The sequence below is a fragment of the Rhodanobacter sp. FW106-PBR-R2A-1-15 genome (assembly GCF_058789735.1).
In genome coordinates this window covers 1-19209 of sequence record NZ_JBYTEM010000005.1, presented here as the reverse complement: position 1 = coordinate 19209, position 19209 = coordinate 1, and the positions used below count along the sequence as shown (strand labels likewise).

Sequence of the window (19209 nt, the reverse complement as noted above, 5' to 3'; positions counted from 1 at the left end):
ATCAAGCTCCGAGCGCGGCGCGCAGCGCCTTGCGGATGATGGCCTCGGCGCCGTCGCCATCGGCAGCAACCTTCTGCACCAGCCGCGCCACCTCGGCCGGCTTGTAACCCAGCTGCTGCAAGGCCACGGCGGCTTCGCCCGCGGCGTCCAGCGGCGCACCAGCCGTGCGCAGCGCGGCGCCCGGCATGCCGGACAGGCCGTCCACGCGGTCGCGCAACTCCACCACGATGCGCTCGGCGGTCTTCTTGCCGATGCCGGGGATCTTGGTCAGCGCGACCACGTCGCCGGCCTGCACCAGCCGCGCAAAGTGGTCGGTGGACACGCCCGACAGCACCGCCAGCGCGATCTTCGCACCGATCCCGCTGACCTTCAGCAGGTTGCGGAACAGCACGCGCTCGGCCTCGTGCAGGAAGCCGTACAGCGTGATGCTGTCCTCCTTCACCGCATGATGGATCAGCAGCACCACTTCCTTGCCGAGGCCAGGCAGGTCGTAGATCGTCGACATCGGCGCCTCGACCTCGTAGCCGACGCCGCCCACCTCGACCAGCAGGGAGGGTGGCTGCTTGCTTATCAGGATGCCGCGCAGACGCCCGATCATCGGCGCCGTCTCCCTGCCCGGTTCGGTGTCGCCTTCACCGGCGCCGCCTCCAGGCCGTGCGCGGAATGCCGACGCGGGCCAGGCTGGCGCGGGTATGCGCATGCGCCACCGCGACCGCCAGCGCATCGGCGGCATCGGCCTGCAGCGGCCCCTTGAGGCCGAGCAGCACGCCGATCATGTGCTGTACCTGAGTCTTGTCGCCGCGGCCGCTGCCGACCACGGACTGCTTCACTTCGGTTGCTGCGTATTCGTGCACCACGATCCCCTGGCTGACCACCGCGCAAATGGCGGCGCCGCGTGCCTGCCCCAGCTTCAGTGCCGAGTCCGGATTGCGCGCCATGAACACGCGCTCGATCCCGCACTCGGTCGGTCGATGGGCGGCGATGATGTCACACAGTTCGTCAAAGATGCGTTTCAGGCGCAGCGGAAACGTGGCCTCGCCGGCCACGGCCAGCGCGCCGTGAAAGACGTGCGCGAGCCGGCCGGCGTCATCGACGTCGATGATGCCTACGCCGGTACGCTGGCTGCCGGGGTCGATGCCGATGATCCGCACATGCCGGGATTCGGGATTCGGGATTCGGGATTCGGGAAAAGCCACAGCTGGCGCCTTCACTTCTATGGTGAACGGAGCCGAGCGGAACCCGTCGACTCTTTGCTCGCACCGAACCCCGGAACCCAGTTCACGGTTCCCGTCACGACGCCGCCGGCAAGGCGGCGTTGTGCGACACCTCGCTCACGTCGTCCAACGCGTCGAGCCTCTCCAGCAGGTCGAGCAGCTGTTCCAGCGCTTCCTCCGGCACTTCGACGCGGTTGTTCGGGCGCATCACCACGCCGGCGTGCTGGGCGTTCAGTCCGGCAGCAATCAGCCCCTGCTGTACCGCCTCGAAATGCTCCGGCGTGCACAGCACGATGCTCTCGCCGTGCTCGTTGAGCACGTCGTCGGCGCCAGCTTCCAGCGCCGCCTCCAGCACCTTTTCCTCGGCCGCCGCGTCGCCGCCGGTGGCGAACACCAGCTCGCCGCAGCGGGTGAACTGGAACGCCACCGAACCGGAGGTGCCGAGGTTGCCGCCGTGCTTGGTCAGCGCGTAGCGCACGTCGGCCACGGTGCGGGTGGGGTTGTCGGTGAAGCTCTCGATGATCAGCGCGATGCCGGCCGGGCCGTAGCCTTCGTAGCGCAGCTCCTGCATGTCGGCGCCGCCCTCGGCGCCGGAGCCACGCTTGACCGCGCGCTCGATGGTGTCCTTGGTCATGTTCGCCGACAGGGCCTTGTCGATCGCCGCACGCAGGCGCGGGTTGCCGCCAGGGTCGGCCACGCCGGAACGGGTGGCGACGGTAATTTCGCGGATCAGCTTGGTGAACACCTTGGCGCGCCTGGCATCCTCGGCGTTCTTGCGGCCTTCGATGGACGGTCCCCTACCCATGGCGATTCCTGCACGAAGCGATTGGACAAGCGGCCAATTTTACCCGAATTCGGCCCGCGTGCCGGCCGCGCCGCCGCGCCGTGCCGCGACATGACGCCTCAGCCGGGAACCGCCGTGAACCGCCCATCCCGGAGGAACTCCGCCACCAGCCGCGCCACCTCCTGCGAGAACAGCAGGCCGATATGATTCGCCTCGACCACGCGGTGCGCGGTCACCCCCGCCAGGCGGGTTTCCTCCACTGCCACCGTGCCGTCGTGCGCGCCAGCGAAGTGGCCGAGCATGGCGCCCAGGCCCAGCGGCAGGCGCCCAGCGATCACGCCGACCTCACGTGGCCCGTCCCAGCGTTCGAAGCCCTGTTGCAGCAGTTCGCGGTTGTGCCCCAGCAGCACCTCGCCACCGCGGCCCCAGGCAGCGAAACCGCGCGCGGCGGCGCTGCCCTTCAGCGGCGAGCCCAGGCAGACGATGCGGCCGGGCGGCGGGTTGCCGTCCAGGCACGCGCGCAGGGCCAGCAGGCCGCCGAGACTGTGACCGACCAGGTGCACCGCGTCGGCCTCCCCCGCCAGCGCGGCCATACGCGCCTGCAACCGGTCCAGGATGCGCTGCTGGGTGGCCGCCACGCTCAGGTAATCGAAGCGGTGCACGCGGAAGCCCGCCTCGATCAGCCGCCGGTGCAGCATGGACAGCGCGAAGCCGCGCATCCACAGGCCGTGCAGCAGGATCACGTGCGCGGGGAGCCGGGATTCGGGATACGGGATTCGGGATTCGGTCATCACGCGCCTCGCCACCATCGGCCGCCGACAAGGATGCGCGCCCCCAGCCTCAGGGCTTGTTCTCGACGGTCGCTATCGACAGCTCCTTCAGTTGCGCGTCGGATACTGGCGACGGCGCGTCGGTCATCAGGTCCTGGGCGCTGGTGGTCTTGGGGAACGCGATCACGTCGCGGATCGACTCGGTGCCGGCCATCAGCGCGGCGATGCGGTCGATGCCGAACGCCAGACCACCATGCGGCGGCGCGCCGAACTTCAGCGCCTTGAGCAGGAAGCCGAACTTCATCTCGGCCTCCTCCGCGCCGATGCCGAGCAACTCGAACACCGTGCTTTGCATCTCCGGCCGGTGGATGCGGATCGAGCCGCCGCCGATCTCATTGCCGTTCAACACCATGTCGTAACCGCGGCTCACCGCGTTGTGCGGATCGGCGCGCAGCTGGGCGGCGTCATCCACCTTCGGCGCGGTGAACGGATGATGCAGGGCCACGAAGCGCTGCTCCTCGGCGTCGTACTCGAACATCGGGAAGTCGGTGACCCACAGCGGCTTCCAGCTGTCCTCGACCAGGCTGCGGTCCTTGCCTAGCTTCAGCCGCAGCGCGCCCATGAAGTCGCTGACGGTCTTCCACGCACCGGCGCCGAAGAACACGATGTCGCCGCTCTGCGCGCCGGTGGCTTTCAGCACGCCGTCCAGCGCCGCGTCGTCGAGGAACTTCGCCACCGGCGAATTGATCCCCTCGCGGCCCTTGGCCAGATCCTCGACCTTGAGCCAGGCCAGCCCCTTCGCGCCGTAGCGCGCGGCGTATTCGGCCAGACCGTCAATGTCCTTGCGCGACAACGTGCTGCCGCCGGGCACGCGCAACGCGGCGACACGGCCGGCGGGATCGTTGGCCGGCTCGGCGAACACCTTGAACTCGACGTGCTTCAGCACGTCGGCCACGTCGACCAGCTCCAGCGCGATGCGCAGGTCCGGCTTGTCCGAGCCGAAGCGACGCATCGCCTCGGCCCAGGTCATGCGCGGGAACGCGGCATCGAGTTCGACGCCCTGCACTTCCTTGAACACGTGGCGGATCAGCTCCTCCACGAAATCCTGCACGTCCTTCTCTTCGACGAAGGCGAACTCCAGGTCGAGCTGGGTGAACTCCGGCTGGCGGTCGGCGCGCAAGTCCTCGTCGCGGAAGCAGCGGGCGATCTGGTAGTAGCGGTCGAAGCCGGCCACCATCAGGATCTGCTTGAACAGCTGCGGCGACTGCGGCAAAGCGTAGAACTGGCCCGGATGCACGCGGCTGGGCACCAGGTAGTCGCGTGCGCCCTCGGGCGTGGCCTTGGTCAGGATCGGCGTCTCGATGTCCTGGAAGCCGCGTGCGTCGAGGTAGCGGCGCAGCGCCTGCACCAGCTTGATCCGCTTGCGCATCATCGCCTGCATCTCGGGGCGGCGCAGGTCGAGGTAGCGGTAGGTCATCCGCAGGTCCTCGTTCGGGCTCTCGTGCAGCGCGAACGGCAGGTCCTTGGCGGCATTGAGCACCTCGACGCTGTCGGCCAGCAGCTCGACCGTACCGGTCTTCAGCTTGTCGTTGATCGACACCCGCGGACGGATCGTGCCGGTGACACGCAGGCAGTACTCGTAGCCCAGCTCGCCGGCGACGGCGAACGCCGCGGCGTTGTCGCGATCGACCACCACCTGCGCCAGCCCCTCGTGGTCGCGCAGGTCGACGAACGCCACATGCGCCTGCAGGCGGATCTTGTTGACCCAGCCGCACAGGGTGACGGTCTGGCCGATCAGCGCCTCGTCGATGAGGCCGCAGTAATGCGTGCGCATGCGTTGGAACTCCGGCGTCGCCGCGGCGACTTCAGGCAGAGGGAAAAGACCGCGAAGTCTACCACTGCCGCGCAATGCGGCGCGCCGCGCTACCAGCGCCGGTCGACCAGAAACTGGCCGCGGCAGCCGTGCGCCACCCACACCCCGGCGCGGTTCCAGCCCCAGCTGTAGCCCTCCACGCAATTCGCGTCGGAAAGCTGCCGCCCCAGCCGCACGCGGCCGTAGCCCACGTCGACCTGGCACAGCTGGTACTTCTTCTGGTTGCTGTCGCACTGCAGGCTGATCCGGCGATCCCAGCCGGGACCGGGACGCCAGCCGCCACGGTCGTCGTCGTAGCGGTCGTCGTAGCGATCGCCCGGGGCGTAATGATCATCAGGATCGTTGTAGCGGCCTCGGTCGCCGTAGCCGTAGCCACCGCGGTCGGCCGGACCGAACAGGCCGCGGCAGCCGCGGTCGACCCACAGCGTGTCGTAGTCCATGCCCCAGCTCTCGCCGCGAATGCAGGCGGCCTTCGACTCCTGCCTGTACAGCTCGACGTATCGCCATGGCACGGCGCAGCGCGCGTAGTGGCCGTCGTTGCTCACGCAGCGCACCGGTGCGTCCGAGTGCGCCCGGACCGGCGTCGCCATGCCCAGCAGTCCACCCGTCAGCGCAGCCGCGACGACCCCGACCATCCACCCGCCGATTGCACGCATTGCCGCCTCCTCGCCCGCTCCGACGCCGGCACCCCGCCGGGGTCTTGCGGAATCAGCATATCCCGCGTCGGAATACGCCAACCGGGCGGAGGTTTCGCCGGTTCAGCTGGCGCTGCCGGCGGTGTCGCTGGAGGCCGTCGCCGGCGCCGCGGCAGGGGCCGCCGCCGTGCTGGGCTGGCCGGCGTCGCCGGCGAGGTTGTGTTTCTTCTCGCCGTTCTTCTTGAAGTCGGTCTCGTACCAGCCGCTGCCGGCAAGACGGAACGACGGCGCGCTGACCATCCGCCGCAAGTGCGGCGCATCGCAGGCGGGGCAGATGGTGGGATCGGCGTCGGACAACTTCTGCAGCCGGTCGAAACGGTGACCGCAATGGCTGCATTCGAACTCGTAGATGGGCATGGGAACTCCGGGCACGCCGGCCATCGCGCGGCCGGCAATGGACCATTATCGGGGTGTGCGGCCGGATTTCAATGCAGCAGGCGGCACATGGCGGGCGTTCTGCGCACCGGAGTAGCCTGCAGATCCGTGCCGAGCGCCGGCGGCAGCCTGCCGCTGCGGGTTCGCCCGATTGCATGCGAAGGGGTCGTTGAGGCATTTGGACTGATAGACGTCTATACGTCTATTGACGAAGCGATGGTGCGTCACTAGTCTGCATTTGCTGCGCCGCGGCAAATCACGAACCGGAGAGTTTCCATGAGCAAACGTTCCAACCCGATCGCCCTGGCGTGGCTGCCCGCCGCGGTGCTGCTGGCCCTGGCCGGCAACGTCGCCGCACAGGACGTCGCCCAGCCCGCCCCGACCAAGGCCAAGAGCCTGGATGCCGTGGTGGTCACCGGCACGCGCGTGTCCAACCGCACCGCCGGCGAGTCGCTGGCGCCGATCGACGTGCTGAACCCGGCCGACCTGCAGGGCACCGGCACCACCGAGCTGGCCACCGCGCTGTCGCGCCTGCTGCCCTCGCTGAACTTCCCGCGCCCTTCGCTCACCGACGGCACCGACGGCTCGCGCCCGGCGCAGCTGCGCGGCCTGTCGCCCGACCAGGTGCTGGTGCTGGTGAACGGCAAGCGCCGCCATACCGGCGCCATCGTGAACCTCAACGGCACCCAGGGCCGCGGCTCCTCGCCGGTGGACCTCAACGCGATCCCGATCACCGCGGTGAAGCGCATCGAGGTGCTGCGCGACGGCGCCGCCGCGCAGTATGGTTCCGACGCGATCGCCGGGGTGATCAACATCATGCTGAAGGACGGCGCCGACGGCGGCAGCGTGGCTGCCAGCGTGGGCCAGTACAGCGCCGGCGACGGCCTGCAGCGCGAAGGCAGCGGCGACATCGGCTTCCACCTCGGCCAGAACGGCTGGCTGCGCGTGGCCGCCGCGGTGGGCAAGGACGGCTACACCGACCGTGCCGGGCCGGACCTGCGCAACCCGGCCGACCCCAGCTACGCCCGCGTCAACCAGCGCTTCGGCGATCCCGAGGTCACCCACCAGTCGGTGTTCCTCAACAGCCAGTACGACCTGTCGCCGAACGTCAACGTCTACGCGTTCGCCAACGCCAACAACCGCGACGCGGAATCCGCCGGCTTCTACCGTCCGGGCCTGGACCGCCGCAACATCCGCGCGATCTACCCCGACGGCTTCCTGCCGCTGATCGCCACCACCTCCAAGGACCGCGCCTTCGTCGCCGGCATCCGCGGCACCACGGCGAACTACTGGCACTGGGACCTCAGCGGCAACTACGGCAAGAACAGCCTGCAGTTCGACGTCAACCACAGCCTCAACACCCAGCTCGGCCCCACCAGCCCCACCCATTTCTACGCCGGCCGGCTGAACAACACCGAGAAACTGCTCAACGCGGATTTCTCGCGCGACTTCGAGGTGGGCGGTCTGGCCGGCCCGCTGACCCTGGCGTTCGGCGGGGAATACCGCCACGAGAACTACACCATCGACGCCGGCGACCCCAGCTCGTATTTCGGCGGCGGCTCGCAGGTATTCCCCGGCTTCCGTCCGTCCGACGCCAACTCCAACAGCCGTCACAGCTACGCCGTGTACGGCGAGCTGGACGCAGACCTCACCCAGCAGCTGAGCGGCTCGCTGGCCGTACGCCACGAGAAATACAGCGACTTCGGCAACACCACCTCGGGCAAGCTGTCGGCCCGCTACGCGTTCACCGACAAGGTCGCGCTGCGCGCCACCGCCTCGAACGGCTTCCGCGCGCCATCGCTGGCCCAGCAGGACTACTCCACCACCTCGACCGTGTTCATCAGCAGCGTGCCCTACGAGGTGCGCACGTTCCCGGTGAACAGCCCGGTCGGGCGCGCCTTCGGCGCCGAACCGCTGAAGGCGGAGAAGTCGGTGAACTACAGCCTGGGCCTGGTGCTGCAGCCCACCGACCGCACCGCGCTGACCGTCGATGCCTACCAGATCCGCATCGGCGACCGCATCGTGCTGTCGGAAAACCTCACCGGCACCGCCGTCACCAACTACCTCACCGCGCACGGCTTCCCCGGCGTCACCGGCGGGCGCTACTTCACCAATGCGGTGGACACGCGTACCCGCGGCGTGGACATCGTGGGCAGCTGGCGCACCGAGCTGGCCGGCGGCGGGCTCAACCTCACGCTGGGCTACAACTACAACAAGACCGACATCCTCAACACGCGGCCGAACCCGGCGATCCTGGCGCAGAACGGGCTGAACCTGCAGCGCATCGGACGCACGGAGAAAGGCCGCATCACGGTCGGCGCGCCCCGCGACAAGCTGACCCTCGGCGGCGACTGGACACTCGGCCACTGGGGCCTGCGCTCCACGCTGTCGCGCTACGGCAAGTTCACCGTGCTGAACAACAAGCCGGCCAACGACCAGACCTTCGCCGCGAAGTGGGTGCTGGACCTGGCCGGCGACTACACGCTGGACCAGTGGACCTTCACCCTCGGCGCGGACAACGTGTTCAACGAATACCCGGACAAGGTGATCGCCGCCAACAGCATCTCGGGCATCCTGCCGTACAGCTCGAGCTCGCCGTTCGGCTTCAACGGCGCCTACGTCTACGGCAAGGTAGCGTACCGCTGGTAGGCCTGTGCCACGCAGGCGGAACAGAGCCCCGGCAAGTCCGGGGCTTTTTCATTTCGCCATGACTCCAGCACCGAACTTTGCTGGACTACACCGAAGCTCGGCTGGCTCAGGTTCGCCGGGGTGGCGACCCATCCGCTGACCAGGCGGCATCGCGCAAAGCTCCCACGGTCAAGGAGCTATGCACGAAGTCCATGGAGGACTGCTCCAAGCTGCGCAACACGCCCGACACGCAACGGCGCGGGCAGCGCGTGGCCGGCATCTACCGGCGTTCCGTGATGCTCACCAGCGGGCGCTATGCGCTGCTCGATGATGGCATGGATTCAGCCCAGTGCCGTGGCGGCCGGTGATCGAACAGCGGTTAGGCCAGCAACCCGCCGCGACGATGTGCAGCGGCGGTGTGGGTCATCAGTAGGGTAATGACCCACGCTGCGGTGATCGGGGGCGCTCCAGCAGAAAATCAATCTGGATTCTTGTTTTGCCCAGTCGCTTCCCGTATGCGGGGAAAATTGACTTCGAGCCAGTCCGCCAGCGCGGCCACATGCGCAGCCGCTTCCTCGCCCAATGGGGTGAGGTCATATTCGACATGCGGAGGAATGACCGGATAGGACGTGCGGCGAACCAATCCATCCCCCTCAAGGCGCTGAAGGGTCTGGGCCAGCATTTTTTCACTGATCCCAGAGGCCTTTCGGCGCAGTTCGCCGTAACGCAGGGTGCCCTCGCGCAAGGCGATCAGGCACAGCACGCCCCACAGGCTGGTGATGTGGGCGAACACCTCGCGCGACTCGCAATTTCCGGTGAACAGATCTCCGCGTCTGACACGCGCAGTCAGTGTGAGGTTGCCACTCGATTCGTTCGCCTGGTCGACCGGGACAGGTGCCTTTTCACTCACAGAGCGGCTCATATCACTAACCTGAAGGTGCGTACTTCCACATTCGCAAGAACGGTCATACATTTCATGCTCTGCATGCTAGTCGATCCGGAAGTCCGTCCGCACATGAAAGCCATCCATCTTCGTCGCCCTTTCGGGTTGGAGCATCTCGAATACACCGACAGCGCGGATCCCGGCGCACCTGGTGCCGGTAAAATCCGCGTGCGGCTGCACGCCAGTTCCCTCAATTTTCATGACCTGGACGTGGTGCTGGGGCGGATGCCGGTAGAGGACGGTCGTATCCCCTTGTCCGATGGTGCCGGCGTGGTCGAAGCAGTCGGTGCCGATGTGCATGAGTTCGCCGTCGGCGATCACGTCGTTTCTACTTTCTATCCGCAATGGCTGGCCGGAGGCCCGGTCGCGGCCGGTTTCGCTGCAACCCCCGGCGACGGCATCGACGGTTATGCCCGCGAGGCGGTGGTGCGACCAGCTACGGCCTTCACCCATGCGCCGCGCGGGTACAGCCATGTGGAGGCGGCCACGCTGACCACCGCCGGGCTGACCGCCTGGCGCGCACTGGTGGTCGAAGGCGGCCTGAAAGTCGGCGACACCGTGCTGGCGCTGGGCACTGGCGGCGTGTCGATTTTTGCGCTGCAACTGGCGAAGGCCGCAGGCGCGACAGTGATCGTGACCTCATCCTCAGAGGAAAAGCTTGCCCGCGCCGCTGCGCTGGGTGCCGATTACGGCATCAACTACCGCCAGCACCCCGAATGGTCGAAGCAGGTGCTGGAGATCACCGGCGGGCGTGGCGTCGATCACGTCATCGAAGTGGGCGGCCCCGGCACGCTGACGCAGTCGATGCGTTCCGCGCGTGTCGGCGGGCACATCGCACTGATCGGTGCTCTCACGGGCGTTGCCGATGTGGTGCCGACGGTCGAACTGATGCTGCGCCAACAGCGCGTCAGCGGCATCGGTGTCGGGAACCGCCAGCACCAGATCGCACTGGTGCGCGCCATTGAGGCCACCGGCATCCGCCCGGTAATCGACCGCAGTTTCGCACTGCGCGATATGGCCGATGCGTTCCGGTTGCAACAGGCCGGAGGCCATTTCGGAAAAATCGGCCTGGATTACGCGCTCTGATGCCCTGAGCCGGAAGGTGCTGACGCGGAACGGATAGCCATCGACCAGGAAGGCAATTTGTAGGAGGCGGACTGGAACACGCTGGCGGTTGGCAGGGCAAGGTATCCGGCGGCTTCGTCAATGGCGCCAGCCTCAACGGCGACAAGCAGAGCACCCTGGTCGCCTTGCAGACCTTGGCGGCACAACACGGTGGCAGCTGGGTCAGCCTGGTCGAAGGACGCAGCTGCAGTGGCGGCGTCGACCTGCACGGCTACGTCAGCGGCGTCGGCGGCGACTTCGCCCATGCGAAGAAGACCCCGGCCAGCAAGGCGGTGCGCGCAGCGCTGATCGAAGCCACCGACTACCTGGACTGCACCATGGTCAAGCGTGACGGTGGCGAAGCCCGCTATCGGCAGAAGGAACGGCGCCGCCGCGACGACGGCAAGAAGACGCTGGACCTCGACTGACCGCCGGGCGCACTGTGCGGCAGGCCGGACCTTCCCGGCCGCCGCACGCTGCCGCGGGCATGCCCGCGGCCCGACTCATGCCTTGCGGAACACCAGCTGCCTGCCCTCGGCGGCGACCTTCACCGTGTCGCCCGACTGGAAGCGGCCTTCGAGGATCTGCTTCGCCAGCGGATTCTCCAGCTGCTGCTGGATCGCCCGCTTCAGCGGCCGCGCGCCGTACACCGGATCGAAGCCGACGTTGCCGAGCAAGGCCAGTGCGTCGTCGCCGACGTCCAGCTTCAGCTGGCGCTCGGCCAGGCGCTTCTCCAGGTATTCGAGCTGGATCTTCGCGATCGCGCGGATCTGGCTCTTGTCCAGCGGGCGGAACACCACGATCTCGTCGAGCCGGTTGATGAACTCCGGGCGGAAGTGCGCCTGCACCACGCCCAGCACCGACGCCTTCATGCGCGTGTACTGCGCCTCGGCGTCGTCGCTGCCGTTGCTCTCGACCTCGTCCTGGATCATCTGCGAACCGAGGTTCGAGGTCATCACGATCACCGTGTTGCGGAAATCCACCGTGCGGCCCTGACCGTCGGTGAGGCGGCCGTCGTCGAGCACCTGCAGCAGGATGTTGAACACGTCCGGGTGCGCCTTCTCCACCTCGTCCAGCAGGATCACGCTGTACGGCCGGCGGCGCACCGCCTCGGTGAGGTAGCCGCCCTCTTCGTAGCCGACGTAGCCCGGCGGGGCACCGACCAGGCGCGAGACGGAGTGCTTCTCCATGAACTCGCTCATGTCGATGCGCACCATCGCGTCGGTGGTGTCGAACATGAACTCGGCCAGCGCCTTGCACAGCTCGGTCTTGCCCACGCCGGTGGGGCCGAGGAACAGGAACGAGCCGTTCGGCCGGTTCGGGTCGGACAGGCCCGCACGGGAACGACGGATCGCATCGGACACCGCGTGCACCGCCTCATCCTGGCCGACCACGCGTTTGTGCAGCTCGTCCTCCATGTGCAGCAGCTTGTCGCGCTCGCCCTCCAGCATCTTGCTGACCGGGATGCCGGTCCAGCGGCTGACCACCTCGGCGATTTCCTCGGCGGTAACGCGGGTCTGCACCAACTTGAAATCCTGCGTTTCGGCAGCCTGTGCCGCGGCCAGCTGCTTCTCCAGCGCCGGCAGCTTGCCGTACTGGATCTCGCTCATCTTGGCGTAGTCCTGCCGGCGCTGCGCGGCGTCGAGTTCCTGCCGCGCCTGCTCGATCTGCTCCTTCACCCTGGTCGTGCCCTGCAGCGCGGCCTTTTCGGATTTCCAGATCTCGTTCAAGTCGGAGAACTCGCGCTCGAGCTTGCCGATGTCGGTTTCGAGATCGGCCAGGCGCTGCTTCGACTCGCTGTCCTTCTCCTTCTTCAGCATTTCGCGCTGGATCTTCAGCTGGATCAGTCGGCGCTCGAGGCGATCCAGTTCCTCCGGCTTGGAGTCGATCTCCATGCGGATGCGCGAAGCCGCCTCGTCCATCAGGTCGATCGCCTTGTCCGGCAGCTGGCGGTCGGCGATGTAGCGGTGCGACAACGTGGCCGCGGCGACGATCGCCGGGTCGGTGATCTCCACCCCGTGGTGCACCGCGTAGCGCTCCTTCAGGCCGCGCAGGATCGCGATGGTGTCCTCCACCGACGGCTCGCCCACGAACACCTTCTGGAAGCGGCGCTCCAGCGCGGCGTCCTTCTCGATGTACTTGCGGTACTCGTCCAGCGTGGTGGCGCCGATGCAGTGCAGCTCACCGCGCGCCAGCGCCGGCTTCAGCATGTTGCCGGCGTCCATCGAGCCTTCGGCCTTGCCGGCGCCGACCATGGTGTGCAGCTCGTCGATGAACAGGATGATCTGGCCTTCGTTCTTGGCCAGGTCGTTCAGCACCGCCTTCAGGCGCTCCTCGAACTCGCCGCGAAACTTCGCGCCGGCGATCAGCGCGCCCATGTCCAGCGCCAGCACGCGGCGGTCGCGCAACCCTTCGGGCACCTCGCCCTTGATGATGCGCTGGGCCAGGCCCTCGACGATCGCGGTCTTGCCCACGCCGGGTTCGCCGATCAGCACCGGGTTGTTCTTGGTGCGCCGCTGCAGCACCTGGATGGTGCGGCGGATCTCCTCGTCGCGGCCGATCACCGGATCGAGCTTGCCCGACTCGGCGCGCGCGGTGAGGTCGATGCAGTATTTCTCCAGCGCCTGGCGCTGCTCCTCGGCATTCTCGCTCTGCACCTTCTCGCCGCCGCGCAGTTTCTCGATCGCCGCCTCAAGGTTCGCCTTGGTCGCGCCCGCCGCCTTCAGCGCCGCGCCCAGTTCGCCCTTGTCCTCCAGCGCCGCCAGCACGAACAGCTCGCTGGCGATGAACTGGTCGCCGCGCTGCTGCGCCAGCTTGTCGGTGAGGTTGAGCAGCCGGTTGAGGTCGTTGCCCAGGTTGATGTTGCCTTCCTGCCCGCTGACCTTCGGCAGCCGTTCCAGCAGGTCGTTGACGCGCTGGGTCAGCAGCGGCACGTTGACCTGGGCCTGGGTCAGCAGCGGCGCGGTCGAGCCGCCCTGCTGGCCGAGCAGCGCGGCCATCACGTGCACCGGTTCGAGCATGTTGTGGTCGCGGCCCACGGCCAGCGACTGCGCGTCGGCCAGCGCCTGCTGGAAGCGCGAGGTGAGTTTGTCCATTCGCATGAGTAATCCCCCGCAAGAGGTGAGAGGTTCTGGCAGACGTCGTCGCCACTGCCCAGCTAGATGCGGACAACGGGTAGCGATTCAAGCAAACGGCATGACGACGTGGCGTCAACAGCCGGCCACGACTCAGCTGTCGGCGAACCAGACCAGGCTGGCGAAGCGGCCGCTGCGAGCGCCTTCGCGGCGGTAGGAGTAGAAGCGCGGATCGGCCAGCGTGTCGAAGCCGCCGCCGTGGATGCGCTGGACGCCGGCGGCCTGCAGCCGGCGCCGCGCCAGGGCGGCGAGGTCGCACAGCCAGTGTCCGGCACGGGTGGCCGCGAAGCAGTCCGCGGCGCCGGCATCGGATGCCACGAAGGCGCTGCGCACCTCCTCGCCCACCTCGTAGGAAGCCGCGCCGATGCACGGCCCCAGCCAGGCCAGCAGCCGCGCCGGCGGGGTTTCCAGCTGGGTCAGGGTGGCCTCCAGCACGCCGGCAGCCAGGCCGCGCCAGCCGGCATGGGCCGCGCCGATCTCGCGGCCGTCGTCGGCGCAGAACAGCACCGGCAGGCAGTCGGCGGTGAGGATGGCCAGCACCGTGCCGGGGACATGCGAGGCCGCCGCATCCGCCTGCGGCTCGTCCGCACCGAGCAGCGGCCCCAGCTGGGCCACGTTGACGCCGTGCACCTGGCGCAGCCAGCGCGGCGCCGACGGCAGCCGCAAGGCCTGCTGCAGCGCGCTGCGATTGGCTTGCACGGCGTCGGGGTCGTCACCGCTGCGCAGGCCGAGATTGAAACGCTCGAACGGCGGCGCCGAGATGCCCGGCCCCAGACGGGTGGTGACCGCCGCGTGGATGCGCGATGGAGCCGGCCAGTCGGGAAAAATCCAGGTATCGGTCATTTTTTCGGGATTCGGGATTCGGGATTCGGGATTCGGGATTCGAGAAGCATCGCACACCCGCAATGCCGGTCATCCGTTCCCCCTTGCTTCAGTAGTGATCCGAACCGTGTTCGGCCAGATCGGCACGCAGCGCCTCGATCAGCCGCTGCTGGTCGGCCGGCCGCTCCGCGCCGAACGACATCGCCTCGCCGGTGGCCGGGTGGATGAACGCCAGTTGCTCGGCGTGCAGCGCCTGCCGACGGAAGCCACGCAGGGCGGCGGCCAGCTCCGCGCTGGCGCCCTTGGGCAGCTTCAGGCCGCCGCCGTACAGCGGGTCGCCGACCAGCGGGTGGCCGATGTGCGCCAGGTGCACGCGGATCTGGTGGGTGCGGCCGGTTTCCAGCCGGCACTGCAGCAGGCTGTGCGCGCGGAAACGTTCGCGCACGCGGTAGTGGGTCACCGCGCGCTTGCCGTCTTCCTCGTCGCGCACCGCCTGGCGCAGGCGGTCGCCCAGGCTGCGCCCGATCGGCGTATCCACCGTGCCGCCGGCCACCAGCGTGCCCAGCACCACCGCCTCGTACTGGCGCTCCACCTCGTGGCGCGACAGCAGGTCGACCAGCGCGGTGTAGGTCGGCAGGGTCCGCGCCACCACCATCAGGCCGGAAGTGTCCTTGTCCAGCCGGTGCACGATGCCGGCGCGCGGCAGCTCGGCCAGCCGCGGGTCGTGGTGCAGCAGCGCGTTGAGCAGGGTGCCGGCCGGGTTGCCGGCGCCGGGGTGGACCACCAGCCCGGCCGGCTTGTCCAGCACCAGCAGGTGCTCGTCCTCGTGCACGATGGCCAGCGCGATGTCCTCCGCCGCGCTGGCCACCTCGTTTTCCAGCTCCACCCGCAGCTGCACCCGCTCGCCGCCGCGCAGCAGCTGCCGCGGTGGCGCGGGCGCGCCGTCCAGGGTCACCGCACCGGATTTGATCCAGCCGCTGAGCCGTGAGCGCGAGTAGTCGGGGAACATCTCGGCCAGCGCCTGGTCGAACCTGCGTCCCGCCGCGCCCAGTGGTACCTCCGCTTCGTGCCGGATCGTGGTCATGCCGGCTTCCGCGGGCTGTGGCCGGTTTCGGCTATCATGCCTTTTCGCTCAAACATCCGAATTCTTTCCTTATGCGCCCAACGATCGACTCGCCCACGCTGCCGATGCCCAAATTGCCTGTACTCAAAGTGCTTGTGGTGCTCGCGCTCGTCGTCTCGATGAGCGCATGTTCGATGTTCAAGTCGAAAAGGGACACCATCGACACGATGCCGCTGGTCGCGCTGTACGACAATGCGCATGCCTCGCTGCAGAACACCGACTATGCGGCCGCCACCAAGGCCTACCAGCGCCTGATCGCGCGTTTCCCGTCGGGCGAGTACAACGAGCAGGCACAGCTGGAGATGGCCTACGCGCAATACAAGGACAACCAGCCGGATGATGCCTCGTCGACCGTGAACCGCTTCATCAAGACCTATCCGGCCAACAAGCACGTCGATTATGCCTATTACCTGCGCGGCCTGATCAATTTCGATCGTACCAGCGGCATGATCGATCGCTACATCAACCGCAAAGGCTCGCAGGCGCGCCGCGACCAGGGCTACAACCTGCAGTCGTTCGACGACTTCTCCGAGCTGTCGCGGCGCTTCCCGGACAGCGCGTACACCGCCGACGCGCGCCAGCGCATGATCTACCTGCGCAACATCCTGGCCCAGTACGAGATCAACGTGGCCGAGTTCTACCTGCGCAACAAGGCCTACATCGCCGCCGCCGACCGGGCGCAGTACGTGATCGAGCACTACCAGCAGGCGCCGCAGACCGGCGACGCACTAGCCATCCTCAGCCGCAGCTACCTGGCGCTGGACCAGAAGACCCTGGCCGACCAGAGCCGGCAGGTGCTGGCGCTGAACTACCCGGGCCATCCGTACCTGACCGACGCCAAATGGCCGCACGCGCCGTCCACGCTGCGCAAGATGGTGCCGTTCTCGGGGCATCATTGAGGCAGGGCGCGCAGCGCCCCGCGGGATTCGGGGACGGGATTCGGGATTCGCAAAAGCCGAAGCCTGCACGACCGTCGCTCTTCCGTATCCCGTATCCCGTATCCCGTCATCTCCAGCCGGAAGTGATGGGATAGCGGCGCTCGCGGCCGAACGCACGGGTGGTCACGCGGGGGCCGGGTGCCGCCTGCCGCCGCTTGAACTCGTTGACCAGCACCAGCCGTACCACCCGATGCACCACGTCGGCGGCGAAACCGGCGGCGACGATCTCCGCCTGCGACTGCTCGCCCTCGATGAAGCGCGCCAGGATCGCATCCAGTACCTCGTACGACGGCAGCGAATCCTGGTCGGTCTGGTTGTCACGCAGCTCGGCCGAGGGCGGGCGGGCGATCACCTCATCCGGGATTGGGGATTCGTGATTCGGGATTCGTGAAAAGCCGCCGTCGCGCGCCGATGCGCTTGGCCGAATCCCGAATCCCGAATCCCGATTCCCGGCCCCATTGCGCCAGCGCGCCAGCCGGTACACCACCGTCTTGTACACGTCCTTCAGCGGTGCATAGGCGCCGCACATGTCGCCGTACAAGGTGGCGTAGCCGACCGCCATCTCGCTCTTGTTGCCGGTCGCCAGCAGCAGCCGGCCGTGCTTGTTGGACAGTGCCATCAGCAGGGCGCCGCGGATGCGCGACTGCAGGTTCTCCTCGGTGGTGTCGGCGGCCTTGCCGGCGAACGCCGGGGTCAGCGCCGCGATGAACGACCGGTAGGTCGGTTCGATGTCGATCACGTGGTAATCCACGCTCAGCCCCTGCGCCTGGGCTCGCGCGCCGTCCAGCGACAGTTGCGAGGTGTAGCGCGTGGGCATCATCACGGCGGTGACTCGTTCGGCACCCAGCGCGTCGACCGCCAGCGCCAGTACCAGCGCCGAGTCGATACCGCCGGACAGGCCCAGCAGCACGCCGCCGAAGCCGTTCTTGTCGATGTAGTCGCGGGTGCCGCGCACCAAGGCGGCGTACAGCGTCGCCTCCGGCGATGCGTCGGCGGCCACCGGCCAGCCGTCCGCCGACCAGCGGCGCGTGGCCGGGTCGAACTCGGCCCACAGCAGCGCGTCGACGAACGCCGGCGCGCGTGCGGCGACCGTGCCGTCGCCGTCCACCAGCAACGAGCCGCCGTCGTAGACCACCTCGTCCTGGCCGCCGACCAGGTTGAGGTAGGCGATGGCGCAACCGGTTTCCCGCGCGCGCGTCTGCAGCACGGCCTCGCGCCCGGCCTGTTTCGCGCCGTCCCACGGCGAGGCGTTGATCACCAGCAGCAGCTCGGCACCCTCGGCCGCGGCCTGCGCGGCGGGCTCCGGCTGCCACACGTCCTCACAGATCAGAAACCCCACCCGCACCCCGTCGACCACCGCGGTGGTCGACTCGTGACCGGGGCGGAAATAGCGCTTGTCGTCGAACACGCCATAATTCGGCAACACCTGCTTGTGCGCGGTGCAATCCACCCGGCCATCGCGCAGCAGGCTGGCCGCGTTGAATACCTCGCCCTCGCTGTGCGGATGGCCGACCAGGGCCGCGACACCGTCGGTCGCCGCCGCCAGCACGGCCAGTTCGCCGGCGCAGGCGGCCAGGAAGCTCGGCCGCAGCAGCAGGTCCTCTGGCGGGTAGCCGGAGAGGGTCAGTTCGGGAAACGCCACCAGTGCGGCGCCGCCGTTGCGTGCCCGCGCGATCAGGTCGCCGGCCTTGGCGGCATTCGCCGCCACCGCACCGACCGGAAAATCGTATTGGGCCAGTGCCAGACGCAGCCTTGCCATGCAGCGTGCTCCCAGAATGACGAAGGCCGCGACACGAGTCGCGGCCTGCGCATTTTAGAGCACTATGGAGCCGACTTACGCCGGACCGACTGCTACTTCATCAGCTTGGCGAGCGCCTTGCCCAGGTCGGCCGGCGACTTCACCGTGGTGACGCCAGCCTTCTCCAGCGCGGCGAACTTCGCCGCGGCGGTGCCCTTGCCGCCGGAGATGATCGCACCGGCATGACCCATGCGCTTGCCGGCCGGAGCCGAGGCGCCAGCGATGAACGACACCACCGGCTTGGTCACGTACTCGCCGATGAACTCGGCGGCGTCTTCCTCGGCGCTGCCGCCGATCTCGCCGACCATGATGATGCCCTCGGTCTGCGCGTCGTCCTGGAACAGCTTCAGGCAGTCGATGAAATTCAGGCCGTTGATCGGGTCGCCGCCGATGCCGATCACCGTGCTCTGGCCGAGGCCTTCGTTGGTGGTCTGGAACACCGCTTCATAGGTGAGCGTGCCGGAGCGTGAGACCACGCCGACCTTGCCCTTGCTGTGGATCTGGCCGGGCATGATGCCGATCTTGCATTCGCCGGGGGTGATGATGCCGGGGCAGTTCGGCCCGATCAGGATGGTTTCCGGGTGCTGCGCCAGCACGTTCTTCACGCGCAGCATGTCCAGCACCGGGATGCCTTCGGTGATCGCCACAATGACCTTGATGCCGGCGTCGATCGCTTCGAGGATCGAGTCGGCCGCAAACGGCGGCGGTACGAAGATCACCGACGCGTCGGCGCCGGTTTCGAGCACCGCTTCATCGACCGAGTTGAACACCGGCAGGCCGATGTGCTGGGAGCCGCCCTTACCCGGGGTGACGCCGCCGACCACCTGGGTGCCGTAGTCGAGGCACTGCTGTGCATGGAAGGTGCCCTGCTGGCCGGTGAAGCCCTGCACGATCACCTTGGTGTTTTTGTTGACCAAAACGCTCATGTGTGTGTCCTGTGTTCGTGTAGGAGCGCACCTTGTGCGCGATGCTCTTCGTCACGTGACGGAAAGCATCGCGCACAAGGTG

The 19209-nt window shown here is 67.9% G+C and carries 18 protein-coding genes; 5 read left to right on the top strand and 13 right to left on the bottom strand.

Translation table 11 applies throughout. The features are described 5' to 3' along the window. Position 1 precedes the first annotated feature (1 nt). The 7 genes from ruvA to AC3WTD_RS04185 form a co-directional block, all read right to left on the bottom strand. The gene (gene ruvA, locus AC3WTD_RS04215) at positions 2-598 is read right to left on the bottom strand and encodes a Holliday junction branch migration protein RuvA (protein WP_027493130.1); all 597 of its coding nucleotides are present in this window, start codon (positions 596-598) and stop codon (positions 2-4) included. 34 nt (positions 599-632) lie between these two features. Then, positions 633-1151: a crossover junction endodeoxyribonuclease RuvC gene (gene ruvC, locus AC3WTD_RS04210; RefSeq protein WP_027493131.1), complete on the bottom strand. Its 519-nt coding sequence runs from the start codon at positions 1149-1151 to the stop codon at positions 633-635. 139 nt (positions 1152-1290) lie between these two features. Continuing rightward, positions 1291-2019: a YebC/PmpR family DNA-binding transcriptional regulator gene (locus AC3WTD_RS04205; protein ID WP_027493132.1), complete on the bottom strand. Its 729-nt coding sequence runs from the start codon at positions 2017-2019 to the stop codon at positions 1291-1293. A gap of 98 nt (positions 2020-2117) precedes the next feature. Continuing rightward, complete coding sequence (locus AC3WTD_RS04200) at positions 2118-2789, bottom strand: alpha/beta fold hydrolase (protein WP_051257594.1); 672 nt, start codon at positions 2787-2789, stop codon at positions 2118-2120. A 49-nt stretch (positions 2790-2838) separates the two neighbouring features. Further along, positions 2839-4602: an aspartate--tRNA ligase gene (gene aspS / locus AC3WTD_RS04195; protein WP_492612995.1), complete on the bottom strand. Its 1764-nt coding sequence runs from the start codon at positions 4600-4602 to the stop codon at positions 2839-2841. An 89-nt stretch (positions 4603-4691) separates the two neighbouring features. Continuing rightward, on the bottom strand, positions 4692-5297 hold the full coding sequence (locus AC3WTD_RS04190; RefSeq protein ID WP_492612994.1) for a DUF3011 domain-containing protein: 606 nt from the start codon (positions 5295-5297) through the stop codon (positions 4692-4694). 102 nt (positions 5298-5399) lie between these two features. Continuing rightward, positions 5400-5693 carry an FmdB family zinc ribbon protein gene (locus tag AC3WTD_RS04185; protein ID WP_492612993.1) on the bottom strand — a complete coding sequence of 98 codons (294 nt, stop codon included), beginning with the start codon at positions 5691-5693 and terminating at the stop codon, positions 5400-5402. Between the two features lie 294 nt (positions 5694-5987). Between AC3WTD_RS04185 and AC3WTD_RS04180 the strand changes: the two genes are divergently transcribed. Both AC3WTD_RS04180 and AC3WTD_RS04175 read left to right on the top strand, forming a co-directional pair. Next, positions 5988-8360: a TonB-dependent receptor plug domain-containing protein gene (locus tag AC3WTD_RS04180; protein WP_492612992.1), complete on the top strand. Its 2373-nt coding sequence runs from the start codon at positions 5988-5990 to the stop codon at positions 8358-8360. A gap of 191 nt (positions 8361-8551) precedes the next feature. Next, complete coding sequence (locus AC3WTD_RS04175; protein ID WP_492612991.1) at positions 8552-8707, top strand: hypothetical protein; 156 nt, start codon at positions 8552-8554, stop codon at positions 8705-8707. A 110-nt stretch (positions 8708-8817) separates the two neighbouring features. Here the strand turns inward: AC3WTD_RS04175 and AC3WTD_RS04170 are convergent, their stop codons facing one another. Beyond that, positions 8818-9261, bottom strand: a complete 444-nt coding sequence (locus tag AC3WTD_RS04170; RefSeq protein ID WP_492612990.1) for a winged helix-turn-helix transcriptional regulator — start codon at positions 9259-9261, stop codon at positions 8818-8820. Between the two features lie 93 nt (positions 9262-9354). Between AC3WTD_RS04170 and AC3WTD_RS04165 the strand changes: the two genes are divergently transcribed. Together AC3WTD_RS04165 and AC3WTD_RS04160 are read left to right on the top strand one after the other, a co-directional pair. Continuing rightward, positions 9355-10368, top strand: a complete 1014-nt coding sequence (locus AC3WTD_RS04165) for a zinc-dependent alcohol dehydrogenase family protein (protein WP_492612989.1) — start codon at positions 9355-9357, stop codon at positions 10366-10368. Between the two features lie 164 nt (positions 10369-10532). Next, entirely contained in the window at positions 10533-10814 is a 282-nt protein-coding gene (locus AC3WTD_RS04160) for a CsgG/HfaB family protein (RefSeq protein ID WP_235642540.1), read from the top strand. Between the two features lie 75 nt (positions 10815-10889). On the opposite strand, the gene clpB is transcribed toward AC3WTD_RS04160, so the two are convergent. From clpB to rluD, 3 genes are all read right to left on the bottom strand, one after another. Beyond that, positions 10890-13487, bottom strand: a complete 2598-nt coding sequence (clpB, locus tag AC3WTD_RS04155) for an ATP-dependent chaperone ClpB (protein ID WP_492612988.1) — start codon at positions 13485-13487, stop codon at positions 10890-10892. Between the two features lie 126 nt (positions 13488-13613). Then, complete coding sequence (gene pgeF, locus AC3WTD_RS04150; protein ID WP_492612987.1) at positions 13614-14363, bottom strand: peptidoglycan editing factor PgeF; 750 nt, start codon at positions 14361-14363, stop codon at positions 13614-13616. A gap of 88 nt (positions 14364-14451) precedes the next feature. Next, entirely contained in the window at positions 14452-15426 is a 975-nt protein-coding gene (gene rluD / locus AC3WTD_RS04145; protein WP_492612986.1) for a 23S rRNA pseudouridine(1911/1915/1917) synthase RluD, read from the bottom strand. 71 nt (positions 15427-15497) lie between these two features. On the opposite strand from rluD, the gene AC3WTD_RS04140 reads away from it, so the two are divergent. After that, complete coding sequence (locus AC3WTD_RS04140; RefSeq protein WP_037090069.1) at positions 15498-16364, top strand: outer membrane protein assembly factor BamD; 867 nt, start codon at positions 15498-15500, stop codon at positions 16362-16364. 106 nt (positions 16365-16470) lie between these two features. On the opposite strand, the gene AC3WTD_RS04135 is transcribed toward AC3WTD_RS04140, so the two are convergent. Together AC3WTD_RS04135 and sucD are read right to left on the bottom strand one after the other, a co-directional pair. Then, positions 16471-18162, bottom strand: a complete 1692-nt coding sequence (locus AC3WTD_RS04135) for an NAD+ synthase (RefSeq protein WP_492612985.1) — start codon at positions 18160-18162, stop codon at positions 16471-16473. A gap of 92 nt (positions 18163-18254) precedes the next feature. Then, on the bottom strand, positions 18255-19127 hold the full coding sequence (sucD, locus tag AC3WTD_RS04130; RefSeq protein ID WP_492612984.1) for a succinate--CoA ligase subunit alpha: 873 nt from the start codon (positions 19125-19127) through the stop codon (positions 18255-18257). Between the last annotated feature and the right edge of the window lie 82 nt (positions 19128-19209).

Excerpts from the sequence above, each read along its gene's own strand:
- AC3WTD_RS04200 (WP_051257594.1), bottom strand. The coding sequence starts at position 2,789 with ATGACCGAATCCCGAATCCCGTATCCCGAATCCCGGCTCCCCGCGCAC.
- AC3WTD_RS04205 (WP_027493132.1), bottom strand. The coding sequence starts at position 2,019 with ATGGGTAGGGGACCGTCCATCGAAGGCCGCAAGAACGCCGAGGATGCC.
- rluD (WP_492612986.1), bottom strand. The coding sequence starts at position 15,426 with ATGACCACGATCCGGCACGAAGCGGAGGTACCACTGGGCGCGGCGGGA.
- clpB (WP_492612988.1), bottom strand. The coding sequence starts at position 13,487 with ATGCGAATGGACAAACTCACCTCGCGCTTCCAGCAGGCGCTGGCCGAC.
- AC3WTD_RS04180 (WP_492612992.1), top strand. The coding sequence starts at position 5,988 with ATGAGCAAACGTTCCAACCCGATCGCCCTGGCGTGGCTGCCCGCCGCG.
- pgeF (WP_492612987.1), bottom strand. The coding sequence starts at position 14,363 with ATGACCGATACCTGGATTTTTCCCGACTGGCCGGCTCCATCGCGCATC.
- AC3WTD_RS04185 (WP_492612993.1), bottom strand. The coding sequence starts at position 5,693 with ATGCCCATCTACGAGTTCGAATGCAGCCATTGCGGTCACCGTTTCGAC.
- AC3WTD_RS04170 (WP_492612990.1), bottom strand. The coding sequence starts at position 9,261 with ATGAGCCGCTCTGTGAGTGAAAAGGCACCTGTCCCGGTCGACCAGGCG.
- sucD (WP_492612984.1), bottom strand. The coding sequence starts at position 19,127 with ATGAGCGTTTTGGTCAACAAAAACACCAAGGTGATCGTGCAGGGCTTC.
- AC3WTD_RS04165 (WP_492612989.1), top strand. The coding sequence starts at position 9,355 with ATGAAAGCCATCCATCTTCGTCGCCCTTTCGGGTTGGAGCATCTCGAA.
- aspS (WP_492612995.1), bottom strand. The coding sequence starts at position 4,602 with ATGCGCACGCATTACTGCGGCCTCATCGACGAGGCGCTGATCGGCCAG.
- AC3WTD_RS04190 (WP_492612994.1), bottom strand. The coding sequence starts at position 5,297 with ATGCGTGCAATCGGCGGGTGGATGGTCGGGGTCGTCGCGGCTGCGCTG.
- ruvA (WP_027493130.1), bottom strand. The coding sequence starts at position 598 with ATGATCGGGCGTCTGCGCGGCATCCTGATAAGCAAGCAGCCACCCTCC.
- AC3WTD_RS04175 (WP_492612991.1), top strand. The coding sequence starts at position 8,552 with ATGGAGGACTGCTCCAAGCTGCGCAACACGCCCGACACGCAACGGCGC.
- AC3WTD_RS04135 (WP_492612985.1), bottom strand. The coding sequence starts at position 18,162 with ATGGCAAGGCTGCGTCTGGCACTGGCCCAATACGATTTTCCGGTCGGT.
- AC3WTD_RS04140 (WP_037090069.1), top strand. The coding sequence starts at position 15,498 with ATGCGCCCAACGATCGACTCGCCCACGCTGCCGATGCCCAAATTGCCT.